Annotated in this window: 18 protein-coding genes; 8 read left to right on the forward strand and 10 right to left on the reverse strand. The window is 37.9% G+C overall.

Features of this window, described 5'->3' with window-relative positions:
- Positions 1 to 408: 408 nt before the first annotated feature.
- The gene (locus tag ACT53H_RS05360) at positions 409 to 1,746 is read left to right on the forward strand and encodes a CitMHS family transporter (protein ID WP_004793962.1); all 1,338 of its coding nucleotides are present in this window, start codon (positions 409 to 411) and stop codon (positions 1,744 to 1,746) included.
- A gap of 41 nt (positions 1,747 to 1,787) precedes the next feature.
- On the opposite strand, the gene ACT53H_RS05365 is transcribed toward ACT53H_RS05360, so the two are convergent.
- Entirely contained in the window at positions 1,788 to 2,300 is a 513-nt protein-coding gene (locus ACT53H_RS05365; protein ID WP_004793963.1) for a hypothetical protein, read from the reverse strand.
- A 222-nt stretch (positions 2,301 to 2,522) separates the two neighbouring features.
- Here ACT53H_RS05365 and ACT53H_RS05370 point away from each other — a divergent pair, with 222 nt between their 5' ends.
- Positions 2,523 to 3,071 (forward strand): DUF2239 family protein, encoded by a 549-nt coding sequence (locus tag ACT53H_RS05370; RefSeq protein ID WP_476008811.1) that lies wholly within the window; start codon positions 2,523 to 2,525, stop codon positions 3,069 to 3,071.
- A gap of 52 nt (positions 3,072 to 3,123) precedes the next feature.
- On the opposite strand, the gene cysN is transcribed toward ACT53H_RS05370, so the two are convergent.
- The 5 genes from cysN to lysS form a co-directional block, all read right to left on the reverse strand.
- Positions 3,124 to 4,737, reverse strand: coding sequence for a sulfate adenylyltransferase subunit CysN (cysN, locus tag ACT53H_RS05375; protein WP_476008812.1), 1,614 nt, complete (start codon positions 4,735 to 4,737; stop codon positions 3,124 to 3,126).
- Between the two features lie 30 nt (positions 4,738 to 4,767).
- The gene (cysD, locus tag ACT53H_RS05380) at positions 4,768 to 5,676 is read right to left on the reverse strand and encodes a sulfate adenylyltransferase subunit CysD (RefSeq protein ID WP_000140408.1); all 909 of its coding nucleotides are present in this window, start codon (positions 5,674 to 5,676) and stop codon (positions 4,768 to 4,770) included.
- Positions 5,669 to 5,800, reverse strand: a complete 132-nt coding sequence (locus ACT53H_RS05385) for a hypothetical protein (protein WP_081309848.1) — start codon at positions 5,798 to 5,800, stop codon at positions 5,669 to 5,671. The genes cysD and ACT53H_RS05385 overlap by 8 nt, the downstream gene beginning before the upstream one ends.
- A 254-nt stretch (positions 5,801 to 6,054) precedes the next feature.
- A complete protein-coding gene (locus ACT53H_RS05390) occupies positions 6,055 to 7,500 on the reverse strand; it encodes a capsule assembly Wzi family protein (RefSeq protein ID WP_476008813.1) in 1,446 nt (481 codons plus the stop codon).
- A 186-nt stretch (positions 7,501 to 7,686) separates the two neighbouring features.
- Entirely contained in the window at positions 7,687 to 9,216 is a 1,530-nt protein-coding gene (gene lysS, locus ACT53H_RS05395) for a lysine--tRNA ligase (protein WP_476008814.1), read from the reverse strand.
- Between the two features lie 258 nt (positions 9,217 to 9,474).
- On the opposite strand from lysS, the gene ACT53H_RS05400 reads away from it, so the two are divergent.
- Positions 9,475 to 9,963: a YqiA/YcfP family alpha/beta fold hydrolase gene (locus tag ACT53H_RS05400; protein WP_004793973.1), complete on the forward strand. Its 489-nt coding sequence runs from the start codon at positions 9,475 to 9,477 to the stop codon at positions 9,961 to 9,963.
- Between the two features lie 52 nt (positions 9,964 to 10,015).
- On the opposite strand, the gene ACT53H_RS05405 is transcribed toward ACT53H_RS05400, so the two are convergent.
- Positions 10,016 to 10,456, reverse strand: coding sequence for an SRPBCC family protein (locus ACT53H_RS05405; RefSeq protein WP_005303353.1), 441 nt, complete (start codon positions 10,454 to 10,456; stop codon positions 10,016 to 10,018).
- Between the two features lie 435 nt (positions 10,457 to 10,891).
- Between ACT53H_RS05405 and rubA the strand changes: the two genes are divergently transcribed.
- The 4 genes from rubA to oxyR all read left to right on the forward strand — a co-directional run bounded on the left by rubA (position 10,892) and on the right by oxyR (position 14,245).
- A complete protein-coding gene (gene rubA / locus ACT53H_RS05410) occupies positions 10,892 to 11,056 on the forward strand; it encodes a rubredoxin RubA (protein ID WP_000760495.1) in 165 nt (54 codons plus the stop codon).
- 94 nt (positions 11,057 to 11,150) lie between these two features.
- Positions 11,151 to 12,332 carry a rubredoxin reductase RubB gene (rubB, locus tag ACT53H_RS05415; protein WP_174728558.1) on the forward strand — a complete coding sequence of 394 codons (1,182 nt, stop codon included), beginning with the start codon at positions 11,151 to 11,153 and terminating at the stop codon, positions 12,330 to 12,332.
- Positions 12,333 to 12,385: 53 nt separating this feature from the next.
- Positions 12,386 to 13,330 (forward strand): esterase EstB, encoded by a 945-nt coding sequence (gene estB / locus ACT53H_RS05420; RefSeq protein ID WP_216069874.1) that lies wholly within the window; start codon positions 12,386 to 12,388, stop codon positions 13,328 to 13,330.
- Positions 13,331 to 13,336: 6 nt separating this feature from the next.
- Positions 13,337 to 14,245 (forward strand): LysR family transcriptional regulator OxyR, encoded by a 909-nt coding sequence (oxyR, locus tag ACT53H_RS05425; RefSeq protein ID WP_004793979.1) that lies wholly within the window; start codon positions 13,337 to 13,339, stop codon positions 14,243 to 14,245.
- Positions 14,246 to 14,274: 29 nt separating this feature from the next.
- On the opposite strand, the gene ACT53H_RS05430 is transcribed toward oxyR, so the two are convergent.
- Positions 14,275 to 14,865: an SPOR domain-containing protein gene (locus ACT53H_RS05430; protein WP_476008904.1), complete on the reverse strand. Its 591-nt coding sequence runs from the start codon at positions 14,863 to 14,865 to the stop codon at positions 14,275 to 14,277.
- Positions 14,866 to 14,922: 57 nt separating this feature from the next.
- Here ACT53H_RS05430 and ACT53H_RS05435 point away from each other — a divergent pair, with 57 nt between their 5' ends.
- On the forward strand, positions 14,923 to 15,066 hold the full coding sequence (locus ACT53H_RS05435; RefSeq protein ID WP_151963413.1) for a hypothetical protein: 144 nt from the start codon (positions 14,923 to 14,925) through the stop codon (positions 15,064 to 15,066).
- Between the two features lie 44 nt (positions 15,067 to 15,110).
- Here ACT53H_RS05435 and ppk1 read toward each other — a convergent pair whose 3' ends face one another.
- Both ppk1 and mtgA read right to left on the reverse strand, forming a co-directional pair.
- Positions 15,111 to 17,192: a polyphosphate kinase 1 gene (ppk1, locus tag ACT53H_RS05440; RefSeq protein WP_004793981.1), complete on the reverse strand. Its 2,082-nt coding sequence runs from the start codon at positions 17,190 to 17,192 to the stop codon at positions 15,111 to 15,113.
- Between the two features lie 105 nt (positions 17,193 to 17,297).
- Positions 17,298 to 17,975 (reverse strand): monofunctional biosynthetic peptidoglycan transglycosylase, encoded by a 678-nt coding sequence (mtgA, locus tag ACT53H_RS05445; protein ID WP_004793982.1) that lies wholly within the window; start codon positions 17,973 to 17,975, stop codon positions 17,298 to 17,300.
- Positions 17,976 to 18,012 lie beyond the last annotated feature (37 nt).

An 18,012-nucleotide genomic window follows, 5' to 3' on the forward strand; every position in this document is an offset into this window, starting at 1 on the left:
ATACTGAAAAATAATAGAATAATCTATATATCTCAATTATCACTAAGCAGTTAAGTCCCGATTTACATTACCTCAGAACTTATGCAACTTAGTTCAAAGCAAGTATTTAAATGGTTCTTCTTCTCATTTCCCCCATCAAACCATATATAATTTTAAAAAATATCATATAATTTTTATTTTTATAAAACCTTTATAATCTAATATAATGAATAATATTTATTATATGCTTACTATAATCTTAATATATATGTTCAGTATTTCGCTTAAATATACCTCTCCAACTGAATATATATTAACCAAATAAACTAAATATATTATTTGTCTTTTTAATAAAAATTAATAAGAATAACCAAGGTCAGAGTTTTGAATAAACTTGTTCAGTAAAACTATAGGCAAAGGATTGATTGTATGCTGACATTACTTGGTGTTGGCATGATTTTGTGCTTCATGTACTTAATCATGTCCAAACGTTTAAGCCCTATTATTGCTTTAATTCTCATCCCATTTATTTTTTCACTTGTTGCTTGGGGCCTAGGTCACTACTTTGAAAGTTTAAGTCACATTGAACTCAAAGGTCTCAGCGAGATGATGCTGGATGGCATCAAAAAATTAGCGCCAACTGGCGTAATGCTTTTATTCGCAATTTTATATTTTGCCTTAATGATCGATGCAGGTCTTTTCGATCCACCGGTTAAATGGATTTTAAAAAAGGTTAAAGGTGATCCTCTAAAAATCACACTAGGAACTGTGTTCTTAACCACAATGGTTTCTTTAGATGGCGATGGTTCAACAACCTATATGATCTGTGTAGCTGCAATGCTGCCACTTTATCAACGCTTAGGAATGAATACTCTCATCATGACTGCACTTATGCTGTTATGTAGTGGTGTAATGAATCTAACACCATGGGGCGGCCCTACAGCTCGTGCTGCAAGCGCCCTACAAGTTGACCCAAGCCACATTTTCGTACCAATGATTATCCCGATGGTCATTAGTATTGGTTGGTTATTCTTCTTGGCGTACCTATATGGTCGTTACGAGCAAAAACGTTTAGGCGTTATTGAACTTGAAACTCACCATGGTGACAACATTACCGTATCGAAAGATCCTGAAGCGACTCGCCCACATTTACGCAAAGTAAATATGGTGCTCACAATCCTTCTTATGATTGCTTTGATCAAAGGCATTTTGCCTATGTCTGTGTTGTTCATGATAGCGTTCTGTATCGCAATGCTTATTAACTACCCAGATGTTGATATGCAGAAAAAACGTATTGCAATGCATGCAGATAGTGTCTTAGCTGTTGTGGGCTTAATTTTCGCAGCAGGTATTTTCACAGGTATCTTATCTGGCACAGGTATGGTTGAGGCGATGTCTAAAGAATTCGTCGCAATGATTCCTCCAAGCATGGGTCCATACCTTGCACCGATCACAGCCTTAGTGAGTATGCCTTTGACTTTCTTTATGTCGAATGATGCTTTCTTCTATGGCGTTTTACCTATTCTTGCTGAAGCTGCTTCACATTATGGTATTAGTGCAGAAGCGATTGCTCGCGCTTCGATCGTAGGTCAACCTGTACACTTGCTATCACCTCTTGTTCCATCAACCTATTTGTTATGTGGTCTTGCTAAAGTCGATTTTGCCGACCATCAAAAGTTCACTTTAAAGTGGGCATTCATAACGTGTATGGTATTAATGGGAACTGCTTTAGTGATTGGTGTTTTCCCACTCTTTAGCACGCTTTAATTATTCTTCCACAATAAAAAAAGCCCCAATCGGGGCTTTTTTTATTTCTGTACATATTCAATTAAGTGATCTAACACAATTTGAAAATGCAATGTAATGTCTTCTTCTAAAATTTTATAAGCATTATCAAACTGAACCATTGGCCAACCTTCTTTCCAAAATGGAAAAATATTGTGTAGACCTTCAGTCACGATCGCATCTTCACGACTAATCGCTTGAGCAACTTGGGCTAAAACCTGAGCAGTTTCTGCACCATCAATAGCTAAATAATCAATACCACGTGCTTTAAAAATACGGATACGATCTTTTTTATAGCGAATCTTTTTCGCCTGACCTGAATTCAAGCCTAATGCCAGCGTAGCAGCTTCTACAAACTTTTCTTCAAAGTTTGCATTCAATGCAACTAAAGCCTGTTTATGTGCTTCTTGACGCCCAGCTTTCCCCCCATTACGGATAATCTCATTTGCTTCCGTATCCAGCTTATCTTTTTTCATAGACTGTAAAATGTCTAAAATTTCGATATCGCTTAAAGATTCAGGAGATTGCTCAATCATGGGAGTCCTAATACACAAAAATAAAAAAACATTGTCTCATAAAAGCGATATCAAAGCAGAATAAAATTTTAAATAGCCTATTATATTGACTATTTTTATAGTCCTAACTTCATAGACTACACTCATAAAATCAAATAATTCTTTGGTTATAATTTTAATTATTTGCCGAATTAATTTTACCCTGATAATATTATTTTACCCAGATAAAAATATACGGCTAAAATGAATACTAAAATCACCTATACTGCTTTCACTGGAAGCACGCTTATTGCGAGTGACTCCCTAATTGAACTTGCAAAAAAACTTAAAGATCTTCCGAAAACAACGGAAAATATTCTGATTTTTAATGATCAAACAGGTCAACAAATTGATCTTGATCTTTCTGGTTCGGAACAAGAATTTCAACAACGTTATGCTGAACCGGAAGAAATTAAAAAAGTTGGACGGCCTAAACTCGGAGTAATTTCGCGTGAAATCACTTTACAGAAAAAACATTGGGAATGGTTAGATCAACAAAGTGCGAGTGCATCAGCAGTAATTCGTAAGTTAATTGATAAAGAGTTAAATAACCCAAGTTCTGAAGGCAATATTATGCTGGCCAAACAAGCCATCGACCGTTTTATGTCTGCCATGTCGGGTAATATGCCAAATTACGAAGAAGCAACACGCGCCTTATATCAAGGCGATCGAGATATATTTTTAAAGATGATTCAGAGCTATCCTAAAGATTTAAGGGAATATTTAACTTTAAAAACTCAAAATATTTTCTGAACCCAATAAAAAAACCCGCTTACGCGGGTTTTTTCAAAATTAATTCAGTCTATTAAAGACGGACTAATTCCACAACTTTTTCAACTGCTTCTTCAACGGTTTCAGCAGTAACTTCTGTATCTGTGCCATCCACAGCCGTAGTGATAACCACAACACCTGTCTCACGCAATAAAGTAATTTGCTCAGCAGTTAAGTTAGCTTTTGCAATCGCAACTACACCTTGTTGGATCAATAAACTTTCTAAAACTTGAGCTTTCTCGATTAACTGTGCAGAAATCCCAATCACCGCAGGTTTTTGACCTAAACGTGCAGCACGATCTTCAGCAGTAACAGGATTGCTATGTGCAGTCCACTCTACCGCAGACTCAACCATACCCGCACCAACCGTTACATTGCTTAAACGATCAATGAAAATAAATGAACCTGTGTATCGTGAATCTTGATATTGATCAAATACGACTGGAGCATCAAATTCAACAACAACGTCAGCAATTGCATTTAACTCAAGCTCTTCAACCTGAGTATGCTCAAGCGTATTTACATTCACACGATAGTGAATGTTCATTACTTTGGCAGGAACAGTCTGTGTACCAATTTTAACGTTGTACAGCTTACCTTTCACCAGTGGATGTTCATTCATCCATACTACTGAAGCACGAACACTACGAGAAATTAATGGTTGTTCACCTGCACGTACTAGAACATTACCACGGCTAATATCAATTTCATCATTCAACGTTAATGTAACCGCTTGACCTGCAACAGCTTGGTCTAGATTTCCATCGAATGTTACGATTTCTTTAACTGTTGAGCGCTTACCTGATGGTAATGCAACAATTTCATCACCAACATTGATTTCACCCAAAGCAACAGTACCAGCGAAACCACGGAAATCGAGGTTTGGACGGTTCACATATTGAACTGGGAAACGGAATTCGTGTTTGTTTGATTCACGACTAATTTCCACAGATTCAAGAATGCTCATCAAGGTTTGACCCTTGTACCAAGCTGTATGCTCAGAAACATTTACTACGTTATCGCCATTTAAAGCAGAAATCGGTACAAACTGAATATTGGCTGGACGACGATCACCTAACTGACTTACGAAAGCATCATATTCAATCTGAATTTCAGTGAAGCGTTCAGGAGAGTACTCAACCAAGTCCATTTTATTGATAGCAACAACGATATTTTTAATACCAAGTAAACTAGCAATAAACGTATGGCGACGAGTTTGAGTTTGCACACCATAACGCGCATCAATCAAGATAATTGCAAGATCAGCAGTTGATGCACCAGTTGCCATGTTACGGGTATATTGCTCATGTCCTGGGGTATCCGCAATAATAAACTTACGCTTTTCAGTTGAGAAATAGCGGTAAGCCACATCAATGGTAATACCTTGCTCACGCTCAGCTTGTAAACCATCTACAAGTAATGCCAAGTCTGGTGCATCACCTGTGGTTCCTACTTTTTTACTATCGCGCGTTACAGCTTGCAATTGATCTTCATAAATCAATTTTGAATCGTAGAGTAAACGTCCAATAAGTGTACTTTTACCATCATCTACGTTACCGCAAGTCAAAAAACGCAGAAGGTCTTTTTGTTCATGTTGCTTTAAATAGGCCAAGATATCTTGACTGATTAATTCTGATTGATGAGACATTGCTCAAACTCCACAAATTTAGAAATTGTCTTAGAAATAGCCTTCTTGCTTTTTCTTTTCCATTGAGCCCGCTTCATCATGGTCAATCATACGACCTTGACGCTCAGAACTCGTGGCTAAAAGCATCTCTTGGATAATTTCAGGTAACGTATCTGCTTCAGACTCAACTGCACCAGTTAATGGATAACAGCCAAGCGTACGGAAACGTACAGACTTCATCTGTGGAACTTCACCTTCTTTTAAACGCATACGTTCATCATCAACCATGATTAATGTACCGCTACGCTCTACTACTGGACGAACAGCAGAGAAATAAAGAGGAACGATTTGAATATTTTCTAAATAGATATATTGCCAGATATCCAACTCAGTCCAGTTAGATAAAGGGAATACACGAATACTTTCACCTTTGTTCACTTTACCATTGTAAAGATTCCAAAGTTCAGGACGTTGGTTTTTCGGGTCCCAACGGTGCTTACTATCACGGAATGAATAAACACGTTCTTTCGCGCGTGATTTTTCTTCATCACGACGTGCACCACCAAAAGCAGCATCAAATTGATATTTATCCAAAGCCTGTTTTAAAGCTTGGGTTTTCATAATATCTGTATATTTTGAACTACCATGATCGAATGGATTAATTCCAGCTTCACGACCTTCTTTGTTCTGATGAACGATTAAATCAAAGCCATGCGTTTTTGCCATATTATCGCGAAACGCGATCATGTCTTTAAACTTCCAACCTGTATCTACATGCAATAAAGGAAATGGAAGTTTCGCTGGATAAAATGCTTTTAACGCAAGGTGAAGCATTACCGCAGAATCTTTACCAATTGAGTAAAGCATGACTGGATTTTCAAATTCAGCAGCAACTTCACGGATAATATGAATACTTTCAGCTTCAAGTTGCTTGAGATGTGTGAGTCTTGATTCAGTCATGAACACGTCCTTCTCTATCCATTTTGCTCATAAAATCTAGAAGTAGTATTAAACCACCACCTAGAAGACCATGTGGAGGAACGAGTGCCATAACAACTCCAATTTTTCGTGATAGATAATCCAACCATAAACCTATATATGGCTTATAGCATTAGTTATGCATTATAGTGATTTAAAACCGATTTCTTTTGCTTGTTTTTTCATATTGATATTCGATTTCATCATATACATATAATATGCTGATTCACTTGCACAACTTTGCAATCGTAGCTTGTGTAGCGAACTTAAGCAAATTATGTTCTAGCCTTTAGATTTCTCTAAAAACCATAAAAAAAGAGAAGCTTTGATCGCTTCTCTTTTCTAAAATATGATCTATTCTTAGAAACCGAACATTTTACGTTCTAATGGAATTTCAATCCCAATAGATGCACCTGCGTCATTACCTTCTAGATCAGAATCACTTACCCAACCATTAATTTTTAACGGAAGATCAGGTTTGATGAAATGTGTCCAAGTTAAATCAAGCGCTTTAATTTCATCGTCTTTAGGGAATGCTTTATTGATTGTCTGGTTAGATTGGTTAACCTTAACCACCATAGCACGACCACTTAAACGGTTCATGACATCAAAGCGGATATCTCCACCCACTGAGTACATTTGTCCATCACCACCCATCGCATGACCTAATGGGTAACCATGTTGGTAATAACCATCTTTATAAGTTGAATGAGCATAAGAGATACCTCTTACATCACCATTAGTACGTGTATCTGCCCATTCTGCATAAAGTTGATAAGGCAAGTTATTGTAGCTAGATGAATAGTCGACACCTGCTAAGTACATTTTCTTAGAAGGTAACCCCCCCGCTTCATCTTCACCTACATATTGTCCATATATGCTAACTGGAACCTGGAATAGCGGTTGTAATAATAAGCGACCATCGAAACCAGCAATTTGGTTTGATGGATCTGGTTCACCAGTTCCACCATTATCTTTATTGCCAACAAATGCATCCCATAAAGAACTAAAACTTTCAGGACGTCCATCACCACCCCATTGAATAGCACGCGATGCACCCAACTCAATATATGGCAATGGTTGTGCAGTTACACGCAATCCAATTAATTTAGCATCAGGTACTGCTTTATAGTCATCTAATTGACCAGCAAAAGCTTGGTATTGCCAAGGTCCAATCCAAGATAACCATTTTGTATCAAACGCATTTTGCACAGCACGTTGTGCTGTTACGCCATAAACTGGGCGGCTAGCATCACCACGAATTAAGCTACCATCATGGCCAGGACCCCACCATGTTGGAATTTGACCAGCAACTATCCACTGATTCCAAAGTTTACCAGCGACATATGAGCCTTCAACATTCACATCTTGCCCATTATCAATTTGTGGATCTTTTTCTGCATTTACTCGGATTTTTGCATCCCAGTTTTCACCACCAGCATTAAACTCTAAAGAACCTTGATATTGAGCTTTTTGGTTATCACCGAATGCTTGCGGAATATTTTTGCTATCGGTCTCAGCAAAAGCGCCCACTTTAACCGTATTGTTATCTGCTTTTAATGCATCAAGAACTGAATTAATAACTTTTTGTTGAGCTGGATGCGTCACTTGTGCTTGAGAGAGTGCTCTCTGGATTTCATCACCACTTAACGGCCAAGTTGAGGTGCTAATCTTGATAACACCTTGTTGATTTAACCAATTTAAGTCTGTACGTAAGTCCTCATTATTTAGCACTAAACCTTGTGCAAAAATAGCGGATGAAGCAGTTGCCAATATTGCAATCGAAAGTGTTTTTCTTAGAAACATGCCAGCCAATTCTCAAAGTTATTTATGAGCAACACCTTAAATTTTTTATCACAACTTTGCAATTGTTAAACTGTGCAATTACATTTTTTAACGCTATTTTAAGATTAGTGTAGATAGGTAAGTTTTTGAGATATAAAAGTAATAAAAAAAGGCAGTATAAATACTGCCTTTTTTGCCTTTAGAAGATTAACCTTCTTTACGGCGCATATGAGGGAATAAAATTACATCACGAATACTTGGAGCATCTGCAAATAACATAACCAAACGGTCAATACCAATACCTTCACCTGCGGTAGGTGGTAAACCATACTCAAGCGCTTCAACGAATTCTGCATCGTAATGCATTGCTTCATCATCACCAGCGTCTTTTTCAGCAACCTGAGCTTGGAAACGTTCAGCTTGATCAATTGGATCGTTTAACTCGCTGAAACCATTTGCCAATTCACGACCACCGATGAAAAACTCAAAACGATCAGTAATATGTGCATTGTCATCATTACGACGAGCAAGTGGAGAAGTTTCAGCTGGATATTCAGTAATAAATGTAGGCTGACGAAGTTTGGTTTCAACAGTTTCTTCAAATACAATGGTTTGAAGCTTACCTAAACCAAAACTTGGCTTAACTTGTTCTTTTAATTCTTCGCGAATAAATTGAGCAAGGAACTCACGATCACCAACATTTTCAGGCGTAAATTGTGGGTTATTCTCTAAAATCGCATCAAACATAGAGATTTTCTTGAATGGCCCTTTGAAGCTAAACACTTCACCTTGGTAAGGGACATCAGTTGTACCCAAAATATCCAAAGCCAACTTTTCAAGCATGTTTTCAGTTAATTGCATCAAGTCTTTATAATCAGCATAAGCTTGATAAAACTCGATCATCGTAAATTCAGGGTTGTGACGCGTTGACACCCCTTCATTACGGAAGTTACGGTTAATTTCAAACACACGCTCGAAACCACCAACAACCAAACGTTTTAAATAAAGCTCAGGTGCAATACGTAAGAATAAAGGCATATCCAAAGCATTATGATGTGTTTCAAATGGACGCGCAGACGCACCACCCGGAATCACATGCATCATTGGCGTTTCAACTTCCATGAAACGTTCATTGTTTAAGAATGCTCGAATACCAGCAACGACTTTGGCACGGATTTCAAAAGTTTTACGTGTTTCTTCATTCACAATTAAGTCTAGGTAACGTTTACGGTACTTAACTTCTGTGTCATTTAAGCCATGGAATTTATCTGGTAGCGGACGAAGAGATTTTGTAAGAAGTTCAAAACCTTCAAGGTGAACATATAAGTCACCTTTTCCTGAACGTCCGATATAACCTTCGGCAGCAATAATGTCACCAAGGTCTAAACCTTTAATAGTCTCAAGAATATCTTTTGGTAAACCTTTACGGTCAACATATAGCTGAATACGACCTGTCATATCTTGAATAACCATGAAAGAACCACGGTTTAACATGACACGGCCAGCCACTTTTACATAGACATGCTCAGCGCTTTCAATTTGTTCTTTCGACTGATCTTTAAATTGTTCTTGTAGATCAGCTGCGTAGTGTTCACGCTTAAACGTATTCGGCCAAGGACTCTTTCCAGTTTCCTTCGCAACATCTTGGATTTGCTTTAATTTGGCATGACGCTGTGCAATTAAATCGTTTTCGGAAATAGTTGGTTCAGAAGTCGATTGAGCGTTTTGTTGCGTCATCTCTGCCTCGATTAAGTAAAAATTAAGTGCTATATCCTAACAGATTGCGGGAGTTTTTCGAATGATTTCAATCAAACAAAAATGAAAAAAGACAATTTTATAGAACAAAACACTACTTTTTAAAGACAAAGTGACTTAGACCAATCGCTAAGATCATTTTTTAAAGCATTTAGTAAAATATAAAAAAATCCAAATAACCTCGATATTCAAAAGGCCCGATTTGCCTTTTATTTTATCAATGAGATTGTGTCGTAAATAATGAAAATTCTATTTTTACATGGCTTGGATTCTTCCCGGGAATCGACAAAGTTCCATGCCATTTTACATCCTGAAAAATTTTGTATTGACGTCGATTATCGTAACTTAAGTTATGCATCTGTTGAGTATTTTTACCATCAGGCTATTCAGACGATCAAACCCGATTTATTGGTAGGTCATAGCATTGGAGGCTATTGGGCCCTAAAAACTGCTGCTCAACATAAATTAGCGGTGATAGTGGCAAATCCAAGTCTCACCCCTAATTTTCGGGCAGACTACCCTCAGCTTTCTGAAGATGAACTCATGCTCTCTAATCCTAAAATGGCCTATTTAGAATTAGGAGATGAGCAACTTGATATGTATCAGGTTCAAGAAAAACTTGCACCCTACATGAATATTGAAACGTTTGAAGGTGGACATCATCGCTTGGCCTATCCTTCTCGAATTAATGATCTGATTATAAAAATTTATAAAAAATATTTGGCCTAGATTTATATCGCTTGATTATAAAAAACTGGTTTATATCTGATGTAAAGAAGCTTTATTTTGCTTCTGCCATTTTTTTAACCACATCAAAACCTTGAACGAAGCCACTTTTCAACATACCCATATATTCGGGCAAGGTGGCCAATTCAACTTTCAAAGTGGTTATATTATCTTTTTGGTTTAGAAAATATTTTTCTTGAGAACCACTCCAACCTTTAACTTCTTCACTTTCTAAATCTTCTTTACCCTCCTTAATCATGCCTAAATGTTTAAAAATCAATATTTCCGGTTTTTGCATTTGTTCAATGGTAGAAACCATCCCATTTCCTTCACCATCAAGAAAATAAGTTTTTCCACCTACTTGCCAGTCGGTACGCATAGAAGAATCTGGCGCAAAGAATTTCGTCCAAGCGTTATATGTCTCACTATTCCAAAGTATGTCCCACACTTTTTCTATAGGAGCATCAATTTCCACTTCATATACTAAATTTTCCATATTTCACTTCCCTGATTTATACCGTCTTAATGACAGTAAATTTTAATTTTCGGTTTTAATAATGACATTCTGTAGCATCGTAGTTTGTTGTTATTTAGCTTTCGTATGAAGTGAATCTTTTAACTGATGAGGTAATCTTTATTTCATGATATTTTCACAAATAAAATTAATTGTAAGAATGCATTAGTTATTATTAATTTATGGCGAAGTTTTGCCTAAATAACCACTTATTTGTCCTAACCTGCCATTCATCTTTGCTTACGAATGATTAAACTCCGTTATTTACTTTACTTTGAATGTAGAACTGCGTAAAAATTTGATATCCGATCAAAGGCACATTGGTTATTATTGACCGGATCGTAGTTACATTATTAATAGATGGAATAGTTTTACTGAAAGGCAGCTTTGAGCAAACTTATCAGTGCGGAGAGTCTCATGAAAAAATATCAATGTATCGTTTGTGGATGGATTTATGACGAAGCGGAAGGTTGGCCACAAGACGGCATTGCAGCTGGAACAAAATGGGAAGATATTCCTGATGACTGGACTTGCCCTGATTGCGGCGTTTCAAAAGCTGACTTCGAAATGATCGAAATCTAAGAATGCAAAGTAAAAGGCCATGATAGACATGGTCTTTTTTACGAATATTACCAATCACTGTATTAAATAAATAATTCTAACTCTGGAGAAAAAAATGCATCCTATCGTCATTATCGGATCAGGCATGGCGGGTTATACCTTGGCACGTGAGTTCCGTAAGCTTAGCCCAGAGCAAGAACTTGTGATGATTTGTGCGGATGATGCAGTGAACTATGCAAAGCCAACATTATCAAATGCATTTGCAGGTAAAAAAGCACCAGAACAAATTCCTTTAGGTGATGCTGCTAAAATGAGTACTCAACTCAATATGCGTATTGAGTCTTTTACTTTTGTAAAAGAGATTTTAGCTGAACGCCATGAACTTGTTTTAGAAAAGGATGGTGTAACTTCCCAGCAACCCTATTCAAAACTGATTTTAGCCGTAGGTGCTAACCCAATTCGCCTTGCAATTGCAGGTGATGGTAGCGATGACATTCATGTCGTGAACTCATTGATTGATTACCGCGCTTTTCGTGAAAATCTAGCTCAGCGTAAAGATAAACGTGTTGTTATTTTAGGTGCTGGTTTAATTGGTTGTGAATTTGCCAATGACTTACTGCATAGTGAATATGACATTACTGTGATTGATTTGGCTCCTCAACCATTAGGCCGTTTACTTCCAGGACATATTGCCTCTGCTTTCCAACAAAATCTTGAGGAAGCTGGAGTAAAATTTGCACTTGGAACCACGGTTGAAAAAGTAAGTAAAATTAATAATGGCGAAGACTATGCAATAACACTCGCAAACGGACAAACATTGGTTGCGGACCTTGTTCTTTCTGCAATTGGTTTACAGCCAAATATTTCACTTGCTAAAAGTGCGGATATTCAAACCAGCCGTGGAATTATTACCAATGGCTTATTGGAAACAAATCAAGCAGACATCTACGCAATTGGGGATTGTGCAGAGGTAAACGGTACTTTACTGCCATATGTAATGCCGATTATGCAACAGGCTCGTGCTCTCGCAAAAACACTCAGTGGACAACAAACAGCTGTGCACTACCCTGCTATGCCAGTTGCAGTAAAAACGCCAGCTGCTCCACTTACAGTTTTGCCAGCGCCGGTTGATGTAGAAGTGAACTGGGAAACAGAAGAGTTCGACGATGGTATGCTTGCCAAAGCAATTGACAATGAAGGAACATTGCGTGGTTTTGTATTGTTAGGTGTAACCGCAGGTAAACAACGCTTAACTTTAACAAAGCTTGTTCCAGATCTTATTCCAGCCCAAGCATAAGGTTTGTATCAGGAATACTCAGTTAGAGAGTATTCCTTTAAGGAATGAATAACATGAATAGCGCCTTACAGTTTAACATTTCACCGTACACATCTTTCATGCAAGAAACCAAAGTCAACTTAGGCAATGGAATTGAGTTGCATGTAGAGGTCGGTGGAAAGCCAGAGCATCCAACCATTTTGCTGATTATGGGTCTTGGCGCCCAGATGCTTTTTTGGCCAGATTTTTTCTGTAAATCGCTGATTGATCAAGGATTCCGTGTTATTCGTTTTGATAACCGTGATATTGGCCTTTCTTCAAAAGTACGCCACGAAGGTAAACGCTTAAATACTGTCAAATTGATGGGCCGCTTTGCACTGGGACTAGCTAATCAGGGTGCACCTTATACGCTGCATGATATGGCAGATGATGTATCTATGTTGATTGATCGTTTAGGCGTGAACAAAGCACATGTAATTGGCGCATCAATGGGTGGGATGATTGCTCAAATTCTTGCGGCAAAATATCCAGAAAAGGTTGAGAAGTTAGGGCTTATGTTTACAAGCAATAACCAGCCTTTTTTACCACCTCCTTTTCCGAAACAACTTTTGAGTTTAATTGGTAAACCCGAGACACGTGACGAAGAAGGTATTGTTAATCATAGTTTAAAACTATTTCAATTGATTGGTTCACCTGGTTATATCAACCAAATTGAAGCAATACAAACAGCACGTAGGCTTTATCAACGTAGCTACTATCCTGCTGGTGTACTTCAACAGTTTTTAGCAATATTATGTACAGGCTCTTTACTACAACTCGACCGTGAAATTAAGCAACCTGCTTTAGTCCTACATGGCTCTCGCGATCGCTTACTTCCGCCTAGCCACGGTAAGGCTGTAGCAAAAGCAATTTCCGGTGCTAAGTTTGAATTAATTGATGGAATGGGGCATGATATCCCTGCACATTTTATTCCACAGCTTAGCGGTTTATTTGCGCATCATTTTAAATCATCAGACTAGGACACTATGGCTGCATTACCCTCATTAAGACAGCTATCATATTTAGTTACGTTGTCGGAAACTTTGCATTTTACTGAAGCAGCACGCCGCTCTTTTGTCACTCAATCGACTTTATCAGGCGGCATCATGGAGCTTGAACGGTTATTAGGTGGCGTTTTGGTAGAACGTGATCGCCAGAATGTGCGTTTAACACCTTTAGGTGAACAAGTCGTTGCTCGCGCCCGTGTACTACTAGCAGATGCTCAAGATTTAATGCGTTTGAGCCGTGAAATGAGTGAGCCGTTAACGGGTGATTTGCATTTGGGTGTTATTCCAACAATTGCACCTTTTATCCTGACACGGTTACTTGATGAAGTGCATCAGCAGTTGCCTAAAATTCAGCTGCATTTGCATGAAGCACAAAGTGAAAAAATTGTAGAGCGTTTAGAACACGGTAATCTAGACATGATCGTTCTTGCTCTACCGTTTGACACTAGAGGCCTAAAAGTCGCTGAAATTTCGAAAGAAAACTTGTACCTTGTATGTAGTAAGCAAGATACAAATGCTCTTCAAGCAAACTCTCTAGATGATCTTGATTTATCAAGATTAATTTTGCTTGAAGAAGGTCACTGTTTACGTGACCACGTTTTAAGTGCATGCCCTATCGGTGAGCGTAAAAACGACAACCGTTTAAAAGCAAGCTCGTTACCAACGTTAGTTGAAATGGTTTCTTCTGATTTAGGCTTTACGCTTTTACCAGAAATTGCAATTGAAAATAGTATGATCAAGTTTAATGATCAGATTACTGCAAAACCAATTGAAGATGCACCGAGCCGTACTTTAGCTTTAGTGACTCGTAAAAGTACACCATTGCAAAGTGAGTTCGATGTATTACTGCAAATTATGCAGAAAATTACCACAAGAATACATGAATAAAAAAAGGAGTCTTCGGACTCCTTTTTATTTTATTGCGGTGTTAAGGATGCCCACTTAAACACCCAAGCAGATGGCATATTCAAACTATTATCAGCAATAATTTTTTCTCTAATAATTTGTGCAATGGCATAGTCATTTGCAGGGTCTACCATGACCCGTATGCCTTTAGTCGTTGCACTGGTTACAACCTTGTACCCTTTTGCTTCTAACTGCGACTGAACCGTATTTGCTTTATTTTGATTAGATGCTAGCGCAACTTGTACCATCCATTTCTTTTCACCATTTTCCAAGATTTCTTTAGCGACAGCTGCATCAAGTTGCTTTTTACTGTCAAAATTTTTCTTTTCTTCTATTTTCTTGGTGTGGACATCTTCAACTTTCTTTTGGGCTAAAAACTCATCTTGTTTTGATTTTCTCTTTTGGATGATTATTTTTTTATTTTTCTCTCCATTTTTGTTAGCTTTATCATTAGAAGGATTTACAAAATAAGGATATATCGCTTGATCATCAAATCTTTGAAATACGATGATATCTCCATAACACTTCTGATCTGCGTAAGCGGTCACTGGTATTATCCCCAAAAGTATTTTAATAAGTAAACTTCTAATAAAGCATTGCATCTTATTCATTTACCAAAGTTAAGTATATTTAATGCGGCGTATTAAAGTAGATTTCTCGTGATTTGTATATTTTTAAAATTCAATGTTTTATGTAAAAAATCACATATTTTCGAAACATATTGCAGTACTTCAAATTATTATCGTTTATCCAGCAACCATTTAGAAAAACTAACTAAATTACTTGGAATTTCAGTCAATTAAAAAAGCCGACAAAATGTCGGCTTTTATTTAGTCTTGAAAGTTCATTATTTAATGATTTCCAATAATGCTCTTTGAGCATTATGCAATTTTTCACCCTCTGCTGGCTCAGCACGAATCCACGTACCATCACCTTGAAGCAACCAAGCCTGTTGATTATCTTGTAAGTAATTTACCAAACCTTGTTGATAAATACGTTTTTTCAATGCAGGGTCTTCAACAGGGAAACACGCTTCTACACGATTAAATAAATTGCGGTCCATCCAGTCTGCACTTGAACAGTAAATACGTGCATCGCCATTATTACTGAAGTAATAAACACGAGTATGCTCAAGGAAACGTCCTACAATTGAACGCACCCGAATATTCTCCGACAGGTTCGGCAAACCTGGACGTAAGCAGCAAATCGAACGGATAATCAGGTCAATTTGAACACCCGCCTGAGAAGCTTCATACAATTTATTGATTAACTGGACTTCGGTTAATGCATTTACTTTAACAATGATCTGAGCTTTACGGCCTGCTTTAGCATTGGCAATTTCTTCATCAATAAAGTTAATAAGCTGAGCATGTAGGGTAAACGGTGCATGTAATAGCTTTTTCAATTTCGCCATTTTCCCCATGCCGGTCAACTCTTGGAATATACGATGTACGTCTTCACACAGATCTTTATCTGTAGTCATGAGACCATAATCGGTATAAATTCGGGCATTCATCGCATGGTAGTTACCCGTTCCTAAATGAACATAACGCACCAATTTATTATTTTCACGGCGAACCACCATAATCATTTTGGCGTGAGTTTTATAACCTACAATACCGTAAACAACGACTGCCCCTGCTTCTTGTAAAACGTTTGCTACTTCAATATTTGATTCTTCATCAAAGCGAGCACGTAATTCAATAACGGCAATAACTTCTTTTCCATTACGCGCCGCTTCTGCCAAAATTTGTACAATCTCAGAATCAGCACCACTACGATATAACGTCTGCTTAATTGCTAATACTTGCGGATCGCGAGCAGCTTCACGAAGTAGCTGAATCACAGGAGCAAAAGATTCAAACGGATGATGCAGTAAAATATCTTGCTTCTGCATTGCTGAGAAAATGCTCTCGGTCTTTTTAAACACTTTAGGCACAACCGGCGTATGCGAGTCATAACGTAAATGAGGACGTTTAAAGTTTGAAACTAGACGAGCTAAGTTTACTGGACCATCAACTTTATATAATTGCTCATCAGTTAAATCGAACTCTTCCAGTAAGTACTCATAAATATGCTGTGGGCAGTTATGGGTTACTTCCAAGCGAACTGCACGACCAAAACGTCGAGAACTTAATTCACCTTTTAATGCTTTAGCTAAGTCTTCAACATCTTCATTCAGTGCCAAGTCTGCATTACGTGTAACACGGAATTGGTAGCATCCAGTTGCTGTCATTCCTGGGAATAAATCAGACACATGTTCATGGATAATTGCCGACAACATCACATGATGTTCTTTTCCACCGGTTAATTCGTCTGGTAGACGTACAACGCGAGGTAATGAACGAGGTGCAGGTACAACAGCTAAATCAATTTGACGACCAAAAGCATCTTTACCTTCAAGCGTAATAATGAAGTTCAAGCTTTTATTAACAAGTCGAGGAAACGGATGTGCTGGATCTAGACTAATTGGGGTTAATACAGGTGCGACTTGTTCTTGAAAATATTTTTTTACCCAAGCAGATTGAGCTGGAGTTAACTCACCACGACGTAGGAAGCAAATATCTTCTTCACGTAACTTAGGTAAGATTTCTTCATTTAAAATTCGATATTGACGCTCAATCGCAGCATGAGCAGTTTCAGAGATTTTTTGTAAAACCTGTCTTGGGGTAAGACCATCTGGGCTCCGACTTTCGTTGCCCAGAGAAAATTGTTCCATTACCCCAGCAACACGAATTTCAAAGAACTCATCGAGATTACGCGAGAAAATGAGCAAGAAATTCATTCGCTCAAGCAATGGATGTAAAGGGTCTACCGCTTGCTCCAATACACGCAAATGGAAGTCAAGAATAGACAATTCACGATTTATATAACGGTCATTATAACTATATTCTATTGGGGTCGTTGTTGCTGTAATCGCTGTATTCATGTCTAACTCTATTCTCTATCCAGCCAAAATCTCTATAAACCAGTATGCTGCAAAAATATGACAATTTGGTAAAAACTAAAAAATTTACACATCTTTAAAACAGCTTTATTCAGGAATCTGGGTGCTATTCATATAACGTAAAATAACGCGTTTTCTATATTGTAGTTTATGATCGTTACGATGATCTTGATAATATTTCGGATCAGGCAATAACGCAGCTAAGAAAGCGGCTTGTTCACGCGTTAAGCTTTTAGCACTTTTACCATAATAATGATGAGCGGCTGCTTCAACACCATACAAATTTTTGCCAAATTCAACTGAGTTCATATACACCTCAAGAATTCGGCGTTTTGACCACATCCGCTCCATCATCCAAGTCGCGACCGTTTCTTGGCCTTTACGAATAAATGAACGTTTGTTGTATAAAAACAAGTTCTTTGCAAGCTGTTGAGACACAGTAGAACCACCCGCAACCACTTCACCCTCTTCATTATTTCGCTCAAGGGCAAAACGGATACCTTGCCAGTCAAAGCCATGATGATGGATAAACTTTGCATCTTCGCCCGCTAAAATTGCATGTTTAAAATTGTCGCTGATATCATCATAGTCCAGCCACTGATGGACAATTGGCTCAGATGTATCAGACCAATAATCAATTCGCATAAACATGGTGGTATCCACTTCATGTGTCCGCCACCAGACCAAACTCGAAAAAATCCAAAGTTGAATAAGGAGAATCGCCCCAATAAAAATTAACAACACGCGAACAATAAAAGCTTTCATGTTCGTCCTGATCTCCTGTATTCAACTTTTTTCATGT

This window comes from Acinetobacter sp. DMC2, from assembly GCF_056314305.1.